The following is a 21,255-nucleotide window of genomic DNA, read 5'->3' as shown; positions in this document are numbered from 1 at the left end:
CCCGCCCTTCCGTGTGGCTGGGCAACCGCCGGTACAAAGCGCCGGCCAGCGCTTCGCGCGACCGTCGAAGGCTTCGCCCCGACCAGACGCCGCACCGCGCCCGACACACCAGCCCAACCCCACAACCAGCAACGCCGCGCCACCATCCCAAGCCCGCCGGAACCGACCGACCTAAAGGACCACGGACGCGGAACCGGCGGCGCCGGGCCCGCGCTCTGGGCCGAACGGGCCGGGGGCGTCGTTTGGCGTCAACGCACGTACACATACGGAACCTTCGAACCGCTCAGGCCGGCAGGCCGTGAAGGCTTGGCGAGAAAGTGCCAACGCCCCCTGGACACAGTCCTGTCGATGCGAGATAACAGGCACATACAGTATTCGTCGACTGTATGCAATAAACCATGACCCCGACCATCGCGTCGAACGAAGGGACGGAACTGGTCATGCCCAAGGACACCTCGGACGCCCCGGAACAGCTCATATCAGGCGGGCACCTGGTCGCCAAGGCCCTCAAGAACGAGGGTGTGGACGTCATCTACACCCTGTGCGGCGGCCACATCATCGACATCTACGACGGCTGCGTCGACGAGGGCATCGACGTCATCGACGTGCGGCACGAGCAGGTGGCCGCGCACGCCGCGGACGGACACGCCAGGATCACCGGCAAGCCCGGCTGCGCGGTGGTCACCGCGGGGCCCGGTACCACCGACGCGGTCACGGGCGTGGCCAACGCGTTCCGCGCCGAGAGCCCGATGTTGCTGATCGGCGGTCAGGGCGCCCACAGCCAGCACAAGATGGGCTCGCTTCAGGACCTGCCCCACGTCGACATGATGGCGCCCATCACCAAGTTCGCGGCCACCGTGCCGGTCACCGCGCGGGTGGCCGACCTGGTGTCGATGGCCTTCCGCGAGTGCTACCACGGCGCGCCCGGGCCTTCGTTCCTGGAGATACCGCGCGACGTGCTGGACGCCAAGGTGCCGGTGTCCAGCGCGCGGGTCCCCAAGGCCGGCGGGTACCGCGCCTCGACCAGGACCGCCGGCGACCCGGCGGCCGTCGAGCGGCTCGCGGACCTGCTGGTCCACGCCGAGAAGCCGGCCATCCTGCTCGGCGGCCAGGTCTGGACGGCCCGCGCCACCGAGCCCGCCATCGACCTGGTCAGGCAGCTCAACCTGCCGGCCTACATGAACGGCGCCGGGCGCGGCACGCTGCCGCCAGGCGACCCCAACCACTTCCAGCTCTCCCGCCGGCACGCCTTCGGCAACGCCGACGTCATCGTGATCGTCGGCACCCCGTTCGACTTCCGGATGGGCTACGGCAAGCGCCTCTCTCCCGACGCGACCGTGGTCCAGATCGACCTCGACTACCGGACCGTCGGCAAGAACCGGGACGTGGACCTGGGCATCGTCGGCGACCCCGGGCTGATCCTGGCCGCGGTCGCCGAGGCCGCGACGGGCCGGCTCAACGGCGGCGCCTCGCGGCGCAAGGAGTGGCTGGAGGAGTTGCGCGCCGTGGAGGCGAAGGCCATCGAGAAGCGGCTGCCGCAGCTGCGCTCCGACGCCTCGCCGATCCACCCCTACCGGCTGGTCAGCGAGATCAACGACTTCCTCACCGAGGACTCGATCTACATCGGCGACGGCGGCGACATCGTCACCTTCTCCGGGCAGGTGGTGCAGCCCAAGTCGCCCGGGCACTGGATGGACCCGGGCCCGCTCGGCACCCTCGGCGTCGGCATCCCGTTCGTGATGGCCGCCAAGCACGCCCGCCCCGAGGCCGAGGTGGTGGCCCTCTTCGGCGACGGCGCGTTCTCGCTCACCGGCTGGGACTTCGAGACGCTGGTCCGCTTCGATCTGCCGTTCGTCGGCATCGTCGGCAACAACTCGTCGATGAACCAGATCCGTTACGGCCAGAAGGCCAAGTACGGCGACGCCAGGGAGCGGGTCGGCAACACCCTCGGGGACGTGCCGTTCGACCAGTTCGCGCGGATGCTCGGCGGCTACGGCGAGGAGGTCAGGGACCCGGCGGACATCAGGCCGGCGCTGGAGCGCGCCCGCGAGTCGGGCAAGCCGTCGCTGATCAACGTCTGGGTGGACCCCGACGCCTACGCCCCAGGAACCATGAACCAGACCATGTACAAGTGAGGAGGCCGACGATGGCCAAGGCACTCGAAGGCGTACGGATCCTGGACATGACGCACGTCCAGTCCGGGCCGTCGGCGACCCAGATGCTCGCCTGGCTCGGCGCCGACGTGGTCAAGCTTGAGGCCCCCACGGGCGACATCACCCGGCAGCAGCTGCGCGACCTGCCGGACGTCGACAGCCTCTACTTCACGATGCTCAACTGCAACAAGCGCAGCATCACCCTCAACGCCAAGTCCCCGCGTGGCAAGGAGCTGTTGACCGACCTCATCGGCCGGTTCGACGTGCTCGTCGAGAACTTCGGGCCCGGCACCCTGGATCGGCTCGGCTTCTCCTGGGAGCGCATCCAGGAGATCAACCCCCGGATGATCTACGCCAGTATCAAGGGCTTCGGCGACGGGCCGTACACCAGGTTCAAGGCGTACGAGGTGGTGGCCCAGGCGATGGGCGGCTCGATGTCGACCACCGGCTTCGAGGACGGCCCGCCGCTGGCCACCGGCGCGCAGATCGGCGACTCGGGAACGGGCATCCACTGCGTGGCCGCCATCCTGGCCGCCCTTTACCAGCGGCACGCCACCGGGCGCGGCCAGCGGGTCAACGTGGCGATGCAGCACGCGGTGCTCAACCTCTGCCGGGTCAAGCTGCGCGACCAGCAGCGTCTCGCGCACGGCCCGCTCGCCGAGTACCCCAACAAGACGTTCGGCACCGAGGTGCCGAGGTCGGGCAACGCCTCGGGCGGCGGCCAGCCCGGCTGGGCGGTGAAGTGCGCGCCCGGCGGCCCCAACGACTACGTCTACGTGATCGTGCAGCCGGTCGGCTGGGCGCCGATCGCCGAGCTGATCGGCCGGCCCGAGCTCAGGGACGACCCGGAGTGGGCCACCCCGGCGGCCCGGCTGCCCAAGCTGGCCAAGATGTTCCAGCTGATCGAGGAGTGGTCGAGCACCCTGCCCAAGTGGGAGGTGCTGGAGCGGCTCAACGCCCACAACATCCCCTGCGGGCCGATCCTCTCCACCGAGGAGATCATCGCCGACCGCAGCCTCGCGGACAACGAGATGATCGTCGAGGTGGAACACCCCGAGCGCGGCCGGTTCACCACGGTCGGCAGCCCGCTGAAGCTCTCCGACTCCCCCGTCGACGTCGAGCGCTCCCCGCTGCTCGGCGAACACAACGAGGACATCTACCGAGGCGAACTCGGCCTGGACGACGAGGAGTTCCGAACCCTCGCGGCGAATGGAGTGATCTGACAGATGACCACGGAGAGCATGGAGTCCTCGGATAAGGAGGGTTCGACCGCGCCGGGTCCGCACGGGCGGCAGGCCGTGCGCGACCTGCTGGACGCGGTGCGGGCCGAGGGCCGGACCGTCCTCACCGCACCCGAGGGCAAGGTGATAGCCGACGCCTACGGGATCGCCACGCCGGCCGAGGCGGTGGTCGAGACCGCGGACGAGGCCGTCGCGCTCGCCGACCGGATCGGCTTCCCTGTGGTGCTGAAGATCGTCTCCCCGGACATCTCGCACAAGAGCGACGCGGGCGGGGTGCTGGTCGACCTGGCCGACGGGGCCGCGGTGCGCGCCGGCTTCGCCACCGTCGTCGCCAACGCCAGGGCCTACGACCCGGAGGCCGGGATCGCCGGCGTCCAGGTGCAGCGGATGCTGCCGCCGGGACAGGAGGTCATCGTCGGCGCGGTCACCGACCCGACGTTCGGCAAGGTGGTGGCGTTCGGGCTCGGCGGGGTGCTGGTCGAGGTGTTGAAGGACGTCACCTTCCGGCTCGCCCCCGCCTCCCGCGAGGACGCGCTGTCCATGCTCGACGGCATCGGCGCCGCCGAGGTGCTGCGCGGGGTGCGGGGCGCGCCGCCGGTGGACCGGGAGGCGCTGGCCGGCCAGATCGTCCGGGTCTCCCGGCTCGTCGACGACTTCCCCGAGATCGCCGAGGTGGACCTGAACCCGGTGATCGCCACGGCCGAGGGCGCGGTGGTCGCGGACGTCAGGATCGTGCTGGCGACCGAGCCGGCGAAGCAGCGCCGCCGGTACTCGCGCGAGGAGATCCTGCGCACCATGCGGCGGCTGATGAAGCCGCGCGCGGTGGCGGTGATCGGCGCCTCGGCGGAGCGCGGCAAGATCGGCAACTCGGTGATGCGCAACCTCATCGACGGCGGCTTCGCGGGCGACATCCACCCGGTGCACCCCAGGGCCGACGACATCGAGGGCCGCAAGGCGTACCGCAGCGTGCTCGACATCTCGGCCGAGGTGGACGTCGCGGTGTTCGCGATTCCGGCGAAGTTCGTGCCGGCGGCGCTCGAGGAGGTGGGGCGCAAGGGCGTCCCCAACGCGGTGCTGATCCCCTCCGGCTTCGCCGAGACCGGCGAACAGGAGCTCCAGGAGCGGGTGGTGGCCATCGCCGAGCGGCACGGGGTGCGGCTGCTCGGTCCCAACATCTACGGCTACTACTCCACCTGGCAGGACCTGTGCGCCACCTTCTGCACGCCCTACGACGTCAAGGGCGGGGTGGCGCTGACCTCACAGAGCGGCGGCATCGGGATGGCGATCCTCGGGTTCGCCCGTACCACCAACACCGGTGTCTCCGCGATCGTCGGGCTCGGCAACAAGTCGGACCTGGACGAGGACGACCTGCTCACCTACTTCGGGGAGGACGAGAACACCGACTGCGTCGCCATGCACCTGGAGGACCTGAAGGACGGTCGGGCCTTCGTCGAGGCGGCGCGTGAGACCGTGCGCCGGAAGCCGATCGTGGTCCTCAAGGCCGGCCGCACCGCGCTCGGGGCGCGCGCCGCCGGCTCTCACACCGGCGCGCTGGCCGGCGACGACGCGGTCTACGACGACATCCTGCGGCAGGCGGGCGTGGTCCGCGCGCCCGGCCTGGCCGACATGCTGGAGTACGCCCGGGCGTTGCCGGTGCTGCCGACGCCGCGGGGCGACAACATCGTGATCATCACCGGCGCCGGCGGCTCCGGCGTGCTGCTCTCGGACGCGGTGGTGGACAACGGACTGAGCCTGATGACGATCCCGCCGGATCTCGACGCGGCGTTCCGCAGGTTCATTCCGCCCTTCGGGGCAGCGGGCAACCCGGTGGACATCACGGGCGGCGAGCCGCCGTCCACCTACGAGGCCACCATCAGGCTCGGCCTCGAGGACCCGCGCATCCACGCCCTGGTCCTGGGCTACTGGCACACCATCGTCACCCCGCCCATGGTCTTCGCGGAGTTGACGGCCCGGGTGGTCGGCGAGTTCAGGGACCGGGGGATCCACAAGCCCGTCGTGGCGTCGCTCGCCGGAGACACCGAGGTGGAGGCCGCCGCGGCCTACCTCTTCGAGCGCGGCGTCGTCGCGTATCCGTACACCACGGAGAAGCCCGTGGCCGCGCTGGGCGCCAAGTACCAGTGGGCGCGGGCGGCGGGGCTGCTGCCGCCCAAGGGGGCCAACCCCTCGGGCTGATGGCCCGGCACCACCTCAGCACGCCGGTCCCCGCGCGATCCACGCGCGGGGGAGCCGGTGGCGAAGAGAACCGGACAGGGGGCGCTGACCAGACTCTTCGGACGCGAGGGAAACGTTATGACCACAGCGAACGCGTCGGCGACGGCGCGATTCCGCGAAGTGACGGACGCCAACGGGCGGGTCTACCGGGTCGGCGAGTCCGACCGGGACATCATGGGCCGGCCACGATGGACGATGGTGCTGCTGCCGTGGATCGCGATGATGGGCATCAGCATCTGCGAGTACGCCTTCGGCGCGGCCGAGGAAACCCTGCACGACGCGCACGGTTGGTCGTCGACCAACATCTTCTGGCTGCTGAGCGTCTGGGTGTTCTTCCAGGCGGCGGTTGCCTTCCCGGTGGGGCAGTGGCGCGAGAGCGAGAAGCTGTCGGCCCGCTCCGCGATGCTGCTCGGGGCGCTCGGTGCCTTCCTCGGCTTCCTGGCGCTGAGCCACGCGCCCAACGTGTTCTGGGCCTACCTGGGTTTCGGGTTCTTCGGCGGCTCGGGCGCGGGCTTCGTCTACGCGACCAGCGTGAACATGGTGGGCAAGTGGTACCCGGAGCGGAAGGGCGGCAAGACCGGCTTCGTCAACGGCGGTTTCGCCTACGGCGCGGTGCCCTTCGTGTTCCTCTTCACCTCGTACATGGACACGGACAACTACACCGTGGTGCTCGACTGGGTCGGCGTGTACGCGCTGCTGGTGGTGGGCGTCTCCGGGCTGTTCTTCAAGGACCCGCCGAAGAACTGGTGGCCCGAGCACGTCGACCCGCTCCAGCGGCACACCGACGCTCGGACCGCGCGTGCGCTGCAGAAGAACCCGCCGGCGGTGCGGCAGTACACCCCGGCGGAGGCCAGGCGCACCCCGGTGCTCTACCTGATGTGGCTCTGCCTGCTGTGCACGGCCGGCGTGAACATCTTCGGCATCGCCTTCCAGGTGCCGTTCGGCGACGACATGGGCTTCGCGGGCGGGATCGTGGCCACCGCGATGTCGCTCAAGGCCATCGTCAACGGCACCGGGCGCGGCATCATCGGCTGGATATCCGACCTCTACGGCCGGCGCCAGACCCTGACGTTCGTCTGCGTGGTGCTGGGCATGGCGCAGTTCGGCGTGTTGTGGTCCGGGTCCATCGGTAACATGCCGCTGTTCCTGTTCTTCTCGATGATCTCCGGCTTCGGCGGCGGCGCGATCTTCCCGCTGTTCGCCGCGATGACCGCGGACTTCTTCGGGGAGAACCACAACGCCACCAACTACGGGATGGTGTACAGCTCCAAGCTGGTCAGTGGCCTGCTCGGCTCCGGCATGGGCGCGGTCGTGGTCGGAGCGTGGGACTACGAGGGCGCGTTCATCCTGGCCGGCCTCATCGGCCTGTTCTCCGCCGTCCTCTCCCTGCTGCTACGGCAGCCGGGCCGGGAGGACGCGCGGAAGGTCGCGCCCAACCCACGGCCCATCAGCCGGGACGTGGAGGCGGAGACGCTGACGGAACCGGTGACTGAGCCGGCCGTCGAGCCGACGACGGCCGGGCTCGCGGAGCCGGTGCACGAGGAGGTCAGGAGGGCCTGAGCTCATGGTAGGAACGCCGGGTGTGCTCGGTGTGCTGGCGCATGATCCGGGTGGCGCGCTCGCCGTCACCGTCCCTGAGGGCGGCGATGAGCTCGCGGTGCTCGATCCACGACGTCATGCCGCGCTGCCGCGCGACGGGCGCGTAGTACCAGCGCACCCGGCGACCCACCTGACCGATCAGCTCGGCCAGCACGGCGTTGGCCGCCATCTCCAACACGGCGGCGTGGAAGCGTGTGTTGAGCTCGATAACGCTCTCCACGTCCTCCGTGCGGGCGGCGGCCTCGCCGCGGTCGCACAGCTCCTCGAGGCCGGCGATGCCCGCGGCGTCGGCACGCCCCGCGGCCAGCCGGGCGGCCTCGGCCTCCAGCAGGGTGCGGACGGTGAGCAGCTGGTCGGCCTCCTCGTCGGTGGGCTCGTGCACGAACGCGCCCTGGGCCGGCCGCAGATCGACCCACCCCTCGGTGCTGAGCCGCTGCAGCGCCTCGCGCACGGGCTGCCGGCTCACGCCGAGGTGGGCGGCCAACTCGCTCTCCACCAGATGCTGTCCGGGGCGGAGGGCGCGGGTGGTGATGAGCTCGAGCAGGGTCTCGTACACCCGCTCGCGCAGCGGCCCCGGCCGCTCGAGCCGGGGCACCGTGCCCTGCGTCAGGCCCTTGGACAGCATCCCGACACCCCTCCCGATTGCATTTCGTCTACAGAATCCTGGAGGTCCAGGGTACGAGAGCGCCTCACCCCACGGGGCCGCCGCGACGCGTGATCTGTTTCACAACCGCCCACTTCGGCTTCCCATTCCCCTTCCCGGATCGTGTACGCGGCCGGGGCGTTCGGGCCCGCCCCTCGCCTCGGCCACGCACACCGAAGGGGGCCGGACGACGGGATGCGCCCCCTGCGTCGTCCGGCCCCCGTCAACTCCCCAGGGGCGCCCGGCAGAATGGAACCATGGCGGCCGAGGACAGCTGGATCAGGGACGGTGGCAGGGTCTGCCTCGACTTCGTCAACACGCTGCTCGACCGGGGGACTTCGCCGCGCGAGACCCTGCCGGCGCCGCCCGAGCTGGTGCGCTGGCTCGCGGGTGCGGGGCTGCTCGCCGCCCCGGGCGAGCCGCGGTGCTCACCCGCCGGCCCCGAAGGGGCCGAGGAGGGGCTGTTGACCACCGCGCGCCGGCTGCGCGAGGCGATCGACCGCACGGTGCTGACCGTGCGGGACGGCCGCCTGCCGGCCCCCCGCGACATCGAGGTGATCAACGAGACAGGCACGGTCGCGCCCGCGCCGGTCCGCCAACTCGTCCTCGTCGAAGACGAGTTGGCACCGGGCACGGCCGCCAGGGAAGCCGAGGACCCGGCCGCCGCTCTGGGCCTGGTGGCCCAGGACGCGATCGACCTGGTGCTCACGCCGGCCGTGCGCCGGGTGCGGGTCTGCGGCGGCGCGCGCTGCGCGCTGCGCTTCCTCGACCGCTCCCCGGCGCACAACCGCCGCTGGTGTTCGATGGCCCGCTGCGGCAACCGGGTCAAGGCCCGCCGCCATCAGGCCAGGCACGGCGCCGCCCGGGCCTGAGCCGATGACTCACAGGCCGTAGCGGCTCCGCAGATGGCGCCAGAAGTCCCTGGCCATCCACCGGTCGAACTCGGTGATCTGGGTGGCGGTGCCGGCCTTCATCAGGAAGCCGCCGACGCCGGTGGGCGTCCAGTCGTAGAAGTCGTCGAGGCCCACCGTGTGCCCATCTCGTGGAACAGTATGGATGTTGTCCTGGTTGACAGCGCCCATGTAGTACTCGGCCCATCCGCTGGCCCCAGTCTCCGCCGGCGCCGCCGCCGAAGCCGTCGGTCAGCCACAGCGACTGGTCGAAGTGGCGGGCCGCGCCGCCGGGACAGGGCGAGTAGTTGCCGTCCTGGTGGTAGAAACGGTCGCACTCGGGGGCGCAGCGCGGGGCGCCGCCGCTGTCCAGGTTGCCGATGTAGAGGTCGACGGAGTTGTCTTTCCACAGCCGCGAGCGGTCGCGGGCGGCCCAGCCGACGACCTGCACCGGCACCTGGGCGTAGGGGGAGTTGCCCCAGCCGCGCAGCCGTCGAACCACTTGGTCCACTGCCGCTGGATGGACGCGTTGATCTGGTCGCGCATCTGCGCGGTCACCGGCGTGTTGGACTCCCAGCGGACGCAGTACTGAAGTCGGCCGCCGTTGGCCATGAGCTGGTCCCAGCCGTAGTTGCGGAAGCCGTACAGGTTGGGGTACGTGCTCTCCACATGCCGCCAGACCTCGTCCAGGCCCTGGGCCAGGTGGGCCGGCGGGGTCCAGTCGTCGGCCGCCACCTCGGCAATCTGCCGGTTCGCGGCCGCCTGGGGGTCCCACCCAGCGTTAGCTGGGGGAGGGCTGGCGAACACCGCGGCGACCACCATCGTCAGCGCCGCGACCAGGCCGGACCGCCATAAGCGGCGGGTGCGAGCACGGGCGCGCGTGCGGCGTGGCATGCGCGTTCCTCTCTGTGGGGGTGGGGTGCTGTGTCACACATCAGTGGCCACCACGCGTCGATGTTGCCGGCGCCCGCCGTCCGGCGGCGCTGCGCTGGCGGGGCCCGGCATCCCGTGTAAGCCTGGGCTGAGCCACCAGGCAGGCAACGTCGCAGAGGGAACCAGCCATGGGCACACCGAACGACCGACCCAGCATCGTGATCGTCGGCGGCGGCTTCGCCGGGGTGGAGTGCGCCCGCCGCCTCGAACGCCGGCTGCGGCCCGAGGAGGCCCGCATCGTCCTGGTCTCCCCCGCCGACTACCAGCTCTACCTGCCGCTGCTGCCGCACGTCGCGGCCGGCGTCATCACCCCCCAGTCGGTCGCGCCCTCGCTGCGCCGGCTGCTGCGCCGCACCGACCTGGTGCCGGGGCGGGTGCTCGGCGTCGATCCCGGGTCCCGGGTCTGCGTGGTCCGCACCATCAACGGCCGCAGCCTCGATCTGTCCTACGACCACCTGGTGCTGAGCCCGGGCAGCGTCACCCGCTCCTTCGACATCCCCGGCCTCCCCGAGCAGGCCCGCGGCATGAAGACGTTGGCCCAGGCGGCCTTCCTGCGCGACCACGTGATCGCCCAGCTCGACCTGGCGGCCGCCACCCTGGACGAGGCGGAGCGGGCCGCCCGGCTGCAGTTCGTGGTGGTCGGCGGCGGCTACGCCGGCGTCGAGACCCTGGCCGGCCTGCAGCGCCTCACCGCGGCCGCCGCCCGCCGCTACTACCCACGGCTCAACACCGACCTGATCCGCTGGCACCTGCTCGACGTCGCCCCCAAGCTGCTGCCCGAGCTGGGCGAGCGGCTCGGCGCCGAGGCGCTGCGGCTGCTGCGCGAACGCGGGGTGCACGTCTCGCTCGGCACCACCGTGCAGTCCGTCACCCCCGACTCGGTCAGCCTTACGGACGGCCGCACGCTGGCCTCCCGCACGCTGATCTGGACGGCCGGCGTGGCCGCGAGCCCGCTGATCGACTCGCTCGGCTGCGAGACGGTGCGCGGCCGGATCGCCGCCAACCCCGACTTCACGGTGCCCGGGCTCGACCGCGTCCTGGCGCTCGGCGACGCCGCCGCGGTGCCCGACCTGGCCAGGGGCGACGGCGCCGTCTGCGCGCCCACCGCGCAGCACGCCGCCCGCCAGGGCCGGCACGCGGCCGAGAACCTGGCGGCGCGGCTGCGTGGCCGCCCGATGACGTCCTACCGCCACCGCGACCTCGGCCTAGTCGTCGACCTCGGCGGGCGGGAGGCGGTCTCCAAGCCGCTGGGCGTCCAACTCACCGGTTTCCCAGCCCAGTTGGTGGCCCGCGGCTACCACCTCGCGACGCTGCCGACGAGCGCCGCGCGGTTCCGCACCGGCGCCAACTGGCTCCTCAACGCGGCGGTCGGCGACGACTTCGTGCGCATCGGCTTCCTCGGCGAACACGCGGGCACGCTGCGGGAGTTCGAGCAGACGGACGCCTACCTCAGCCCGGAGGAGGTGCGGGCGCGCGTCCGGCACTGACGCCGGCCGGGCCGCCGTGGCGCTGCTTTCGGGCGGCCGAGACGGCCGTCAGCCGGCGTCGATGTTGGCCAGGTAGGCCTCGTCGGCCTGCGATCCCGCGACCGAGCCGGACGGGACGAGCTCCTCGAGGCGTGCGAAGACGGCGGGGTCCAGGGCGAGGTCGGCCGCCGCCGCGTTGGCGCGGGCGTTGGCGGCCCGGCGGGTGCCGGGGATCGGGACGGCTTCCGGTGCAGCAGCCAGGCCAGGGCGAGTTGGGCGGCGGAGATCCCGCTCGCGTCGGCGAGGGTGGCCACGGCTTCGGCCAGGGACACGTTGTGGGGCAGGTTGTCGGCCTGGAACCGGGGGTTGCCGCGCCGCCAGTCACGGGGGCCCAGGTCCTCGGCGGTGCGGACGGTGCCGCCGAGCAGGCCGCGGCCCAGCGGGCTGTAGGCGACGAAGCCGACGCCCAACTCCCGGCAGGCCGGCAGCACATCGGCCTCCGGGGCGCGGCTGAGCAGCGAGTACTCGGTCTGGACGGCCGCGACGGGATGCACCGCGTGGGCGCGGCGGAGCGTGGCCCCTGACACCTCGGAGAGGCCGATGTGACCGATCAGGCCCTCGCGCACCAGCTCGGCGAGGACGCCGACGGTGTCCTCCACGGGGGTGCTCGGGTCGAGGCGGTGCAGGTAGTAGAGGTCGACGTGGTCGGTGCCGAGCCGGCGCAGGCTGGCCGTCAGGGCGCCGCGGATGTAGTCAGCCCTGCCCATGCCGGGCACCAGCCGGCCCCGCTCGTCGACGTCGCCGCCGAACTTGGTGGCCAGCGTGATCTCGGACCGGCGGGGTCCGAGCACCCGGCCGATCAACTCCTCGCTGTGCCCCGCGCCGTAGATGTCGGCGGTGTCGACTAACGTCGTGCCGGCGTCCACCGCGGCCAGCAGCGTGTCGGCCGCCTCGCGCTCCTCGATCTCGTGTAGATGCCCGACGCCAGGGCCATGGCCCCGAATCCCACGGCGGACACCGTCGGGCCGTGCTGCCCCAGGGGGATGTGTCGCATGCGGTCAGCCTCACTGTTCGTTCACGTCCGATCACTGACGCGTCAGAATCTAGCCCAGCCCGTCGTTCACCGCCTCGCCGGCGGGGACCCCCCACATAATGCACGGGTGACCGAACGCGAGATCGTCCCGCTGCCGCCCGACCGGATACCGAGCGGCACCCGTGACTGGCGCTCCGCCGACACCCGCCGCTGGCTCGCCGCCGGCCCCGCCCGCTGGTCCCGGCCCCGGTGGGCCGTGGGCGCGCTGCTGGTCGCCGGGGTCTGGGCGCTCGCCGTCTCGCCGGGACCGGTCTGTTCCGAGGCGGCGCCCTGCGGCCCCGAGTGGTCGGGGGCGCTCCTCGCGGGTCTCGCGCTGCTCCAGCTCTACTGGGTGCGGCGGCTGCCGGGCCTCGCCCTGCTGACCATGGGACCGACCGCCGCCGTCTGCATGCTGGCCGACTCGGCGCTCGGCGCGGCCGACGGCACCGGCAGGCTCGCGGTGCTGCTGGCCGCCGGCTTCGCGCTGGCGAGCGCGCACCACCGGCGGGCCGCGTACCACGCGCAGCGCCGGCTCGCCCTGGACGCGGCGGGCCCCGCGAGGCACCCGCTGCCGCCCGCGGCGGCCGGGTTCAACCGGGGCACGTTCTCGCTCGCCGTCGGCTCGCTGCTGCTCGCCGGCGCGACCCTCGCCGCCTGGCAGGGCGTGCGCGGCGTCGCCGACCACGAGGCGCGCGCCGCCCGGGCCACCGTGGTCAGGGCCGAGGTCACCCGGCAGGGCGAGGACGAGATCTCCGTCGCGCTGCCGGGCGAGGAGGACGCCAGGACCGTCGAGGCCTACGCCGAGGACTACCCGGTGGGCGGCGAGATCGCGGTGCTGGTCGACGGCGACTGGCTGCGGCTGGTCGCCGAGCCCTACGACGCGGCCGGCTGGCAGTTCCTGATGCTGCTGCTCGGCGTGCCGGGCGTCGCCTTCCTCGCCAACGGCCTGGACGGCCGGCGCCGCGCCCAGTCGCTGCGCTCGGCGCCGCTGCCCACCCTGCGGGTGCTGGTGACCGAGGACCACCGGGGCCGCACCGTGGTGTACCCGGTCGACGACCCGGCCGCCACCCGCCCCGTCCTCTCGTTCGACTCGCTGCCGGCGTTCGACGAGGCTGACGACGAGGCTGACGAGGAGGCTGACGAGGATGCGGACGACGAGGCGGAGCCGACCGACGATGCGCCGCCGCTGCACGAGGGCGTGCTCTACGGCGCGCCCCGGCCCGGCGGCGAACTCGCCTTCCTCGCCGACTCCTTCGGCGAGCCGCTGCTCGAGTGCTCCACCTCGCCGGTCAGGGCGGCGCCGGTCGCGGCGCCGCGGTCCACGCCCGCGCGCCCCCCGCGCCCGCGCCGCTCCCGGCGCTCGGCCGTGGCCGCCGACACCGCCTCGGTCGCGGCGATCGAGGCCGCCGCGGCCAGGCTGGGACCGGGCGCCGAGCCGCGGAGCTGGTCGGCCGGCAGGGTCTCGCGGTTCGTCGGCCTCGGCCTCCTCCTCGCCCAACTCGGCGCGGTGAGCACCCTCCTGTCCGGCGAGCCCGCCCCGCACTGGCTGCTGCTGCTCGGCCTGCCCGCGGTCCTCGGGTCCTCCGCCACCGCCCTCAACTGGCGGATCACCGCGGACCGTCGGGGCCTGTGGCTGACGGGCGCCTGGCGGGTGCGGCACGTCCCGTGGGAGCGGCTGACCGCCGTGTGGCGGGAGGGCGACGACATCCGTGTCGGCGTGCGCGGCGAGGAGTCGATGTCGCTCAGCTTCACCGGCTTCTCCTGGCTGGAGCGCCGGCTCGGCCACCAGCCGCGCGCCGAGCGGACCGTCGAGGAGATCCGCGCCCTGCGCCACCACCCCGAGCTGCGACCCGAGCGCGACTCCCGGGCGGCCGACCACGGCGCCCCGCTCGGCCCGGTGCTGGTCGCGGCGATCGCGCTGACCGCGATCACCGTGCTGCTCCTGTGGTGACGACCGCCGCCGGCCCTCAGCGGCCGGCGGCCACCCCCTCGTACGCCTGCCGGAGCGCGGACGCGAAGGTCTCGGTCGGCTGGGCGCCCGACACGCCGTACCTGCCGTCCAGCACGAAGAACGGCACGCCGGTGATGCCGAGGCGCCTGGCCTCGGCGAAGTCGGCCCGCACCTCGGCGGCGTAGGCGTCGCCGGCCAGCGTCTCGCGGATCTCGCCCTCCGGGAGGCCGACCTCGACGCCGAGCCGCACCAGCGTCTCGTGGTCGTCGACGACCTCGCCCTCGCCGAGGTGCGCGGCGAGCAGCCGCTCGTGCGTCCGGTCGCCGAGGCCGTGGGCGGCGCCGAGGTGGGCGAGCCGGTGGGCGTCGAGGGTGTTGACGGATATGGCGCGGTCGAGGTGGTAGGTCAGGCCCTCGGCGGCGGCCAGGTCGGTCACCCGCTGGGTCATCTCGCGCACCTGGGCCGGCGTGCCGCCGGTCTTCTTGGCCAGCATGTCGAAGGTGGGCTCGCGGACGCCCACGGGGTGGGAGGGGTCGAGCTGGAAGCTGTGCCAGCGCACCTCGACCTCGTCGGCGTGCTCGAACGAGGCGAGGGCGGTCTCCAGGCGGCGCTTGCCGATGAAGCACCAGGGGCAGACGACGTCCGACCAGACGTCCACGCGGAGCGTGCTCACAGCTGGCACACCCCGTCCGCGCAGACCGGTCCGGCGTCCGGACCGAGGGCGATCAGTCCTGGCGCCTCCGCCGGCGCGCCCGCCGCGGTCTCGACGTCCGCCGCGCTGTCCACGGCTTCCAGGCGCTCGGCGTTCTCGGTGGGTGGAGAGGTCGGCATGCTGACTCCCAGGGAGTTGGTTACTTCTTGTGCCTAACCCCACTGTACGCACGTGTGGGCGGTGCCCGGCGGCCGGGCGCCCCTCAGGAGTAGGGGTCGAACGGGACGCCGGCGGGCAGGGCGCGCTCAAGGTGGGAGGCGAAGCTGGCGTCCCTGAGCCCGAAGGTGGCGGAGCCGAAGTTCGCCTGGCTCAGCCGGTCGCGCAGGCCGGCCGGGTAGCCGTTCCAGCCGACCAGGGTCGGGTACCGCCAGGTCCCGTCGTGGTTCTCCGGCGGCTCGTCGTTGGCGCCCGCGGGACGGAAGCAGTGGGTGCTGACGCCGTCCTTGTGGTACACGATCTTGGGGTGGGTGCCGTCCCAGCGGATCTGGTCGGCGCGGTGGATGTCGAAGTCGCCGTGGGCCGAGGTGGCGACGTACTGGGCCTGGCCGCTCCGCACCCAGACGACGACGTGCTCCCAGTCGTGCCGGTGACCGCCGAGCCCGCTGCCCGCCACCGCCTGGTCCTTCTCGAAGTAGAGCGCGTACATCACGGCGCACCACTCCCCGTCGCACTTGGCGCGAGAGTAGCCGTTGGTGTTGTCGAGGTCCCAGGCGTCGCGGCACTGGCCGTTGAGGGCGCCGCTCGGGTTGAGGCCGCCGTTCAGGGTGCCGTCGGGGCCGATGGCGGGCGTCGGGTAGCAGCCGTCCGTGTCGTAGTCGTAGGCCGGCTGGAAAGTGCGCTCCAGGGCCTCGGCGTTGCCGGGCAGCGCCTGCGGCGGATCGGCGAGCGCGGCGCCCGGCAGGCCGACGACCAGCGCGAGCGCGCCGCCGATGACGAGGGTGGCCCTGCGGATGTGTGCGCCCTTCTTCATGCGTCCTCCCGGTCGGCGCCCCAGTGGATCCCCATCGGATTGTCATGCCCAGACCATGATTGGGGAACCCCGGTGACGCGGACCGGCGCGACGCGTGTCCACCCGATGAAGCGTCGACCAACAACGCCGGCGCGCTCGGGCGTTGACCGGTCGGACAGCGCGCCGCCCCGCGCGGACGCCCGGGGGGCGGCGCTCCGCGCGGGGCGGCGTGGCGGCGGTCAGTTCAGGGTCGCGACGTCGATCACGAACCGGTACCGCACGTCGGAGGCCAGGACCCGCTCGTAGGCCTCGTTGATCTTCGCGGCCGGTATGACCTCGATCTCGGCGCCGAGGCCGTGCTCGGCGCAGAAGTCCAGCATCTCCTGGGTCTCCCGGATGCCGCCGATCACCGAGCCGGCGAACGACTTGCGCGCCATCAGCAGCGAGAACACGTTGAGCGACAGCGGCTCGGCCGGGGCGCCGACGTTGACGAGGGTGCCGTCGACGGCGAGCAACCCGAGGAAGGCGTCGAGGTCGATGCCCGCGCTCACCGTGTTGATGATCAGGTCGAAGGTGCCGGCCAGCCGCTCGAAGGTGCCCGGGTCGCTGGTGGCGTGGTAGTGGTCGGCGCCGAGCCGCAACCCGTCGTCGCGCTTCTTCAGCGACTGGGAGAGCACGGTGACCTCGGCGCCCATCGCGTGCGCGAGCTTGACGGCCATGTGCCCGAGCCCGCCGAGGCCGACGACGGCCACCCTGCTGCCGGGGCCGGCCTTCCAGTGCCGCAGCGGCGAGTAGGTGGTGATGCCGGCGCACAGCAGCGGCGCGGCGGCGTCGAGCGGGAGCCCCTCGGGGATCCGGACGACGAAGTCCTCGGTGACGACGACATGGGTGGAGTAGCCGCCCTGGGTGAGGGTGCCGTCGACGTCCACGGCACCGTAGGCGCCGATCATGCCCTTGGCGCAGTACTGCTCCTCACCCCTGCGGCAGGCCTCGCATTCGCGGCAGGAGTTGACCATGCAGCCGACGCCGACCCGGTCGCCGACCGCGTGCCGGGTGACCTCGGGGCCGACCTCGGCGACGATCCCGACGATCTCGTGGCCGGGTGCGAGCGGGTAGGTCACGGGGCCCCACTCGCCGCGGACGGTGTGGATGTCGGAGTGACAGATGCCCGCGTACCTGATCTCGATCAGCACGTCGTGCGGGCCGACGTCCCGGCGCTCGACGGTGGTCGGAGCCAGGGGCTCGGTGGGGGATGTCGCGGCGTACGCCTTGACGTTGAGCACGTTTCTCCAGCGTGGAAGTGGGTGAAGGTCTGGTGGTACGCGCTCCAGGCTGCTCCGCCGGCACGCCGCGAGGAAGACCGTGGCGTGCCGGGGAGCCGCGTTCCCGGATGTAACAGGGCCCCCCACGGGCCCTGAATCGGGTGCCGCCGGTCAGCGGGGCGGCACGCGGAGGAAGGTCACGGAGTGGGGCGGGAAGGTGTAGGTGAACCGGTCGTCGACGCCGCGGAAGGTGGACTCGACGGGCGCGATGGGCCGCTCGGTCTCGCCGTTGACGGCGTCCGGGTCGCCCTGGAGGGTGGTGACGTGGGCGGTGCGGCCGACGTTCGCGCGGCGGCCGAGGTCGATCGCGGTGACGGCCGCCTCGTCCCGCGCGTTGACGACCTTGATGATCAGCTCACCCGTCTCGGCGTCGCGGGTGACCACCTGGCGGAACGGCTCGGGGGTCGGCACGGTGAAGCTCCCCCACTCCTCGCCGTCCAGGAAGAGAGTGACCTCGCGGCCCCGCACCTCGACGCGGATATCGTAGGCGCGGCCTGTCTCGATGGTGGTGCCGTCGGAGACGAGCTCCGACTTGGCGCCGCCGATGGCCTGTTCGACGGCCGAGCGGGTGTTGCCCCAGCCGCCCAGGTTCCACCAGTAGTAGTCGCCCGTGCCCTGGACACCGAAGCCGATCAGGAAGCCCTCGCTGCCTGAGCGCTTGGTCGCGGTCACCTCCAGGTCGTAGTTCCGCCAGGCGGGGTCGCCGGCGACCAGCATGTTGTCGGTCGAGGTGGTGTCGGCCTGGACGAGGGCGCCGTCCACCGGCGACCAGGTGCCCGCGCCCGTGGTGGGCGACCACTGGTCGAGGCCGCCTGAGAAGTCGTCGGTCAGCAGCGTCTCGCCGTCCGCCGAGGTGACGGTGACGTCGTCGTAGGCGGCGCTGGTGGCCCAGGTGGCCAGGCCGACGGCGCCGCTGAGGTCGGCGTCGAGGCCGGGGGTCGGGGTGGAACGGCTCGGCACCACCCGGTCACCGGTGTTGGCCGCGAACAGCCGCTGCACCTCGTAGCTCGCCGAGCCCCAACTGGCGTCGTTGTCGAACCAGATGAGGTCGGGGCGCCACTGGGTGCCCTGGGTGTGGGCGAGCAGCGGGGCGTAGGAGGCGAGGCGGACGACGTCGGCGTTGCGCTCGAGGCCGGTCATGTAGGCGGCCTCGGCCAGGGCGTTGGCGAAGCGGTTGTCGCGGGAGGCGTACTCGCCGAGGAAGACGTCGGGTCCTGAACGGTCGTAGGAGTCGTAGCGCTCGTTGTTGCTGAGGAACCAGTTGGGCGCCATGTAGTAGTGCTCGTCGACCATGGCGACGTCGGCCTCGCGGTTGAGGTTCCAGAGGCGGTCGAAGGTGGTGCCGCCGGCGGACGGGCCCGAGTTGCCGATCACGGTGATCTCGGGGTACTCGGCCTCGATGGCGGCGCGGAAGGCGAGGAAGTTCTCGAAGTACTCGTCGGGCAGGTTCTCCTCGTTGCCGACCGCGAGGTGGGTGAGGCCGAACGGCTCGGGGTGGCCCATCTCGGCGCGGACCGAGCCCCACGGGGAGTCGGCGGGGCCGTTCGCGAACTCGATGAGGTCCAGGGTGTCCTGGATGTGCCGGGCCAGCAGCTCCGGGTCGTCGGTGGCGCGGTTCTCGCCACAGCCGGTGACCAGGGCCGGCACGACGGGCAGCGGCATGGCGCCGACGTCCTCCGCGAACTGGAAGTACTCGAAGTAGCCGAGGCCGTAACTCTGGTTGTAGCCCCAGAAGTTGTGGTTGACGGCGCGTTCCTCGACCGGGCCGACGGTCTCCTTCCACTGGTAGGAGCGTTCGCGCGGCCAGTCCGGCGCCGCGTACGCCTCGTGGCTGCCGGTGTTGACCAGGCAGCCGCCGGGGAAGCGCAGGAAGCCGGGTTCCAGGGCGGCGATCCGCTCGGCGAGGTCACGGCGCAGCCCGTTCTCGCGGCCGCGGAAGGTGTCCTGGGGGAAGAGGGAGACCATGTCGAGGCGCACGGTGCCGCCGCCGGCGGCCGTCACGGTGAGGCCGCCGTCGGAGGCCGAGGCGGTGGCGGTGAGGGTGCCGGTGTACTTCGTCCAGCTGTCGCCCCGGACGACGCGGGTCAGTTCGGCGGCGAGCGGGGTGCCGCCCGCGGTGTCGAGGGCGACGGTCAGCTCGGTGCCCTGGGGCTGATCGGTGCGGGCCCAGACCGAGAAGTCGTAGGAGTCGCCGGCGGTGATCTCCATGCCGGTGAAGAAACCGGCGTTGCGGACACCGAATCCGGCGCCGGGATCGGTGCCGGGATCGGTGCCGGATCCCAGATCGAGCCTGAGGTACTGGCGGTTGGTCTCGTTGAGGCGCCCCGCGTCGTCGACGACGGTGGCCCTGCCTTCGGCGTCGCCGCGCGCGACCTCGGACCAGGCGGTCAGCGGGGTGTAGGAGGCGTGGTCCCGGGGGCCGAACTCGAAGGAGCGGTTGCGGACCAGCTCGGCGTAGAGGCCGCCGTCGGCGGCGAAGTTGATGTCCTCGAGGAAGACGCCGTACATGGTGTCCGAGATCTCGGGGCCCGCGCGCCTCGGGTCGACGGTGATCCGGTAGTCGGGCGCAGGGGCGGCCGAGGCCCCGGCGCCCGCGCCGGGTAACGCCCCGGCCGCCAGCGCGGCCGCGGCGGCCAGGATCAGGGTCCCGGCCAGGAGCGGTCGGTGTCCGCGCATCGTCTGGTCTCCTCCTCAGCGGGTGGTGAAGCCGTGCACGGTGGTGGAGCGGTAGGTCCCGCCCGGGCGGAGGACGGTGCTGGGGAAGTGCGGCTGGTTCGGGGAGTCGGGGAAGTGCTGGGTCTCCAGGCAGAGGCCGTCGCTCTGCCGGTAGGCGTTGCCCGTGGTGCCGACGAGCGAGCCGTCGAGGAAGTTGCCGCTGTAGAACTGGACGCCTGGCTCGGTGGTGGCCACGGTCATGGCGCGTCCCGAGCCGGGGTGGTACAGGGTGGCGGCGTGGCGCGGGCGGCTCGTGACGCCCTTGTCGAGCACGAAGTTGTGGTCGAAGCCCTTGCCGTGGCCGAGTTGGGGGTGGCCGCGGCGGATGTCCTGGCCGATGGGCTTGCCACGCCGGAAGTCGAAGGGGGTGCCGGAGACGGACGCGAGCTCGCCGGTGGGGATGAGGGTCGCGTCGACGGGGGTGTAGCGGCCGGCGGCGATCTCCAGGCGGTGGTCGAGGATGCCGTCGGTGCCCTCGCCCGCCAGGTTGAAGTAGGTGTGGTTGGTCAGGTTGACGACGGTGGGCGCGTCGGTGGTGGCGGCGTAGTCGATGCGGAAGTCGCCGTCGTCGGTGAGGGTGTAGGTGACGGTGACGTCGAGGGTGCCCGGGTAGCCCATCTCGCCGTCGGGGCTGACGCGGCGCAGGGTGAGGGCGGCCGGTCCCGTCGGGGTGATCTCCCACACCCGCTTGTCGAAGCCGGCGTCCCCGCCGTGCAGGCTGTTGGGCCCGTCGTTGAGCGGGAGTTGGTGGGTGGTGCCGTCGAGGGTGAACCGGCCGCCCGCGATGCGGTTGCCGTAGCGGCCGATCAGCGCGCCGAAGTAGGTGGTGGCGGTGAGGTAGGGCTCCAGGGTGGCGAAGCCGAGCGAGACGTTGGTGGTCCTGCCCTGCCGGTCGGGGATCTCCAGGCCCTGCACGATGCCGCCGTAGCTGAGCACGGCGAGGCGGGTGCCACCGCGGGCGAGGGTCCAGCGGTCGACGCGGGTGCCGTCCGGCAGGTGGCCGAACGTTTCGCGGTGCGGGCGGGCGTCGGCGCGTCCGTCGGCGGCGGCCGGGGTGGCGAGGCCGGTGGTGGCGGCGGCGAGGCCGGCGACGGCTGCGGAGGCGAGCACGGTTCGTCTGTCGGGGGTCATGGGCGAGCGGCTCCTAGACTGGGCGAGACGGCCATCCGATATGTCGAACGTGGTTCGGAATTCGGGCCAGAACCTAGAGACGCCCCGACTGTTCGTCAAGCGATGCGGCACCCCGCAGGGGCCCCGATTCATTCGGGGCTTCGCGTCGAAACTATTGACGACCCACGACCCGTCTCCTACCTTCAGCGCACTGACCGAACGCCGTTTGGCAGGCCGAACGGACCGGGGTGGAGGGCGATCGATGAG

15 protein-coding genes and 1 pseudogene are annotated in these 21,255 nt (G+C 72.4%); 7 read left to right on the top strand and 9 right to left on the bottom strand.

Translation table 11 applies throughout. The features are described from left to right. Positions 1–440 precede the first annotated feature (440 nt). From E1265_RS15750 to E1265_RS15735, 4 genes are all read left to right on the top strand, one after another. Positions 441–2,135: a thiamine pyrophosphate-binding protein gene (locus E1265_RS15750; RefSeq protein WP_132930934.1), complete on the top strand. Its 1,695-nt coding sequence runs from the start codon at positions 441–443 to the stop codon at positions 2,133–2,135. Between the two features lie 11 nt (positions 2,136–2,146). Further along, on the top strand, positions 2,147–3,376 hold the full coding sequence (frc, locus tag E1265_RS15745) for a formyl-CoA transferase (RefSeq protein ID WP_132930932.1): 1,230 nt from the start codon (positions 2,147–2,149) through the stop codon (positions 3,374–3,376). 18 nt (positions 3,377–3,394) lie between these two features. After that, on the top strand, positions 3,395–5,587 hold the full coding sequence (locus tag E1265_RS15740; protein WP_132930933.1) for an acetate--CoA ligase family protein: 2,193 nt from the start codon (positions 3,395–3,397) through the stop codon (positions 5,585–5,587). Positions 5,588–5,704: 117 nt separating this feature from the next. Further along, positions 5,705–7,186, top strand: a complete 1,482-nt coding sequence (locus E1265_RS15735; RefSeq protein ID WP_132930931.1) for an OFA family MFS transporter — start codon at positions 5,705–5,707, stop codon at positions 7,184–7,186. Here E1265_RS15735 and E1265_RS15730 read toward each other — a convergent pair. After that, entirely contained in the window at positions 7,173–7,850 is a 678-nt protein-coding gene (locus E1265_RS15730; protein ID WP_132930930.1) for a GntR family transcriptional regulator, read from the bottom strand. The two genes, E1265_RS15735 and E1265_RS15730, sit on opposite strands and share 14 nt — an antisense overlap. Before the next feature lie 275 nt (positions 7,851–8,125). On the opposite strand from E1265_RS15730, the gene E1265_RS15725 reads away from it, so the two are divergent. After that, the gene (locus E1265_RS15725; RefSeq protein ID WP_132930929.1) at positions 8,126–8,740 is read left to right on the top strand and encodes an ABATE domain-containing protein; all 615 of its coding nucleotides are present in this window, start codon (positions 8,126–8,128) and stop codon (positions 8,738–8,740) included. Between the two features lie 9 nt (positions 8,741–8,749). Here E1265_RS15725 and E1265_RS15720 read toward each other — a convergent pair. Further along, positions 8,750–9,652, bottom strand: a pseudogene (locus E1265_RS15720) (hypothetical protein). A gap of 167 nt (positions 9,653–9,819) precedes the next feature. Here E1265_RS15720 and E1265_RS15715 point away from each other — a divergent pair. Further along, positions 9,820–11,178, top strand: a complete 1,359-nt coding sequence (locus tag E1265_RS15715; protein ID WP_132930928.1) for an FAD-dependent oxidoreductase — start codon at positions 9,820–9,822, stop codon at positions 11,176–11,178. Here E1265_RS15715 and E1265_RS15710 read toward each other — a convergent pair. Then, entirely contained in the window at positions 11,136–12,083 is a 948-nt protein-coding gene (locus E1265_RS15710; protein ID WP_243740824.1) for an aldo/keto reductase, read from the bottom strand. The two genes, E1265_RS15715 and E1265_RS15710, sit on opposite strands and share 43 nt — an antisense overlap. A 234-nt stretch (positions 12,084–12,317) precedes the next feature. On the opposite strand from E1265_RS15710, the gene E1265_RS15705 reads away from it, so the two are divergent. Continuing rightward, positions 12,318–14,180 (top strand): hypothetical protein, encoded by a 1,863-nt coding sequence (locus tag E1265_RS15705; protein WP_132930927.1) that lies wholly within the window; start codon positions 12,318–12,320, stop codon positions 14,178–14,180. 16 nt (positions 14,181–14,196) lie between these two features. Here E1265_RS15705 and E1265_RS15700 read toward each other — a convergent pair whose 3' ends face one another. The 6 genes from E1265_RS15700 to E1265_RS15680 all read right to left on the bottom strand — a co-directional run bounded on the left by E1265_RS15700 (position 14,197) and on the right by E1265_RS15680 (position 21,009). Then, positions 14,197–14,853, bottom strand: coding sequence for a DsbA family oxidoreductase (locus E1265_RS15700; RefSeq protein ID WP_132930926.1), 657 nt, complete (start codon positions 14,851–14,853; stop codon positions 14,197–14,199). Beyond that, positions 14,850–15,011 (bottom strand): hypothetical protein, encoded by a 162-nt coding sequence (locus E1265_RS37030; RefSeq protein ID WP_165953761.1) that lies wholly within the window; start codon positions 15,009–15,011, stop codon positions 14,850–14,852. The genes E1265_RS15700 and E1265_RS37030 overlap by 4 nt, the downstream gene beginning before the upstream one ends. Positions 15,012–15,094: 83 nt before the next feature. Then, positions 15,095–15,862, bottom strand: a complete 768-nt coding sequence (locus E1265_RS15695; RefSeq protein ID WP_132930925.1) for an NPP1 family protein — start codon at positions 15,860–15,862, stop codon at positions 15,095–15,097. Between the two features lie 218 nt (positions 15,863–16,080). Continuing rightward, positions 16,081–17,124 carry an NAD(P)-dependent alcohol dehydrogenase gene (locus E1265_RS15690; RefSeq protein WP_132930924.1) on the bottom strand — a complete coding sequence of 348 codons (1,044 nt, stop codon included), beginning with the start codon at positions 17,122–17,124 and terminating at the stop codon, positions 16,081–16,083. A 150-nt stretch (positions 17,125–17,274) separates the two neighbouring features. Continuing rightward, positions 17,275–19,839 (bottom strand): alpha-L-arabinofuranosidase C-terminal domain-containing protein, encoded by a 2,565-nt coding sequence (locus E1265_RS15685; RefSeq protein ID WP_132930923.1) that lies wholly within the window; start codon positions 19,837–19,839, stop codon positions 17,275–17,277. A gap of 15 nt (positions 19,840–19,854) precedes the next feature. After that, a complete protein-coding gene (locus E1265_RS15680) occupies positions 19,855–21,009 on the bottom strand; it encodes an aldose epimerase family protein (RefSeq protein WP_132930922.1) in 1,155 nt (384 codons plus the stop codon). Positions 21,010–21,255: the final 246 nt, after the last annotated feature.

Source organism: Streptomyces sp. 8K308, from assembly GCF_004348315.1.
In the GTDB taxonomy this organism is placed as follows: domain Bacteria; phylum Actinomycetota; class Actinomycetes; order Streptomycetales; family Streptomycetaceae; genus Streptomyces.
This window is presented reverse-complemented; position numbering and strand designations above follow the sequence as displayed.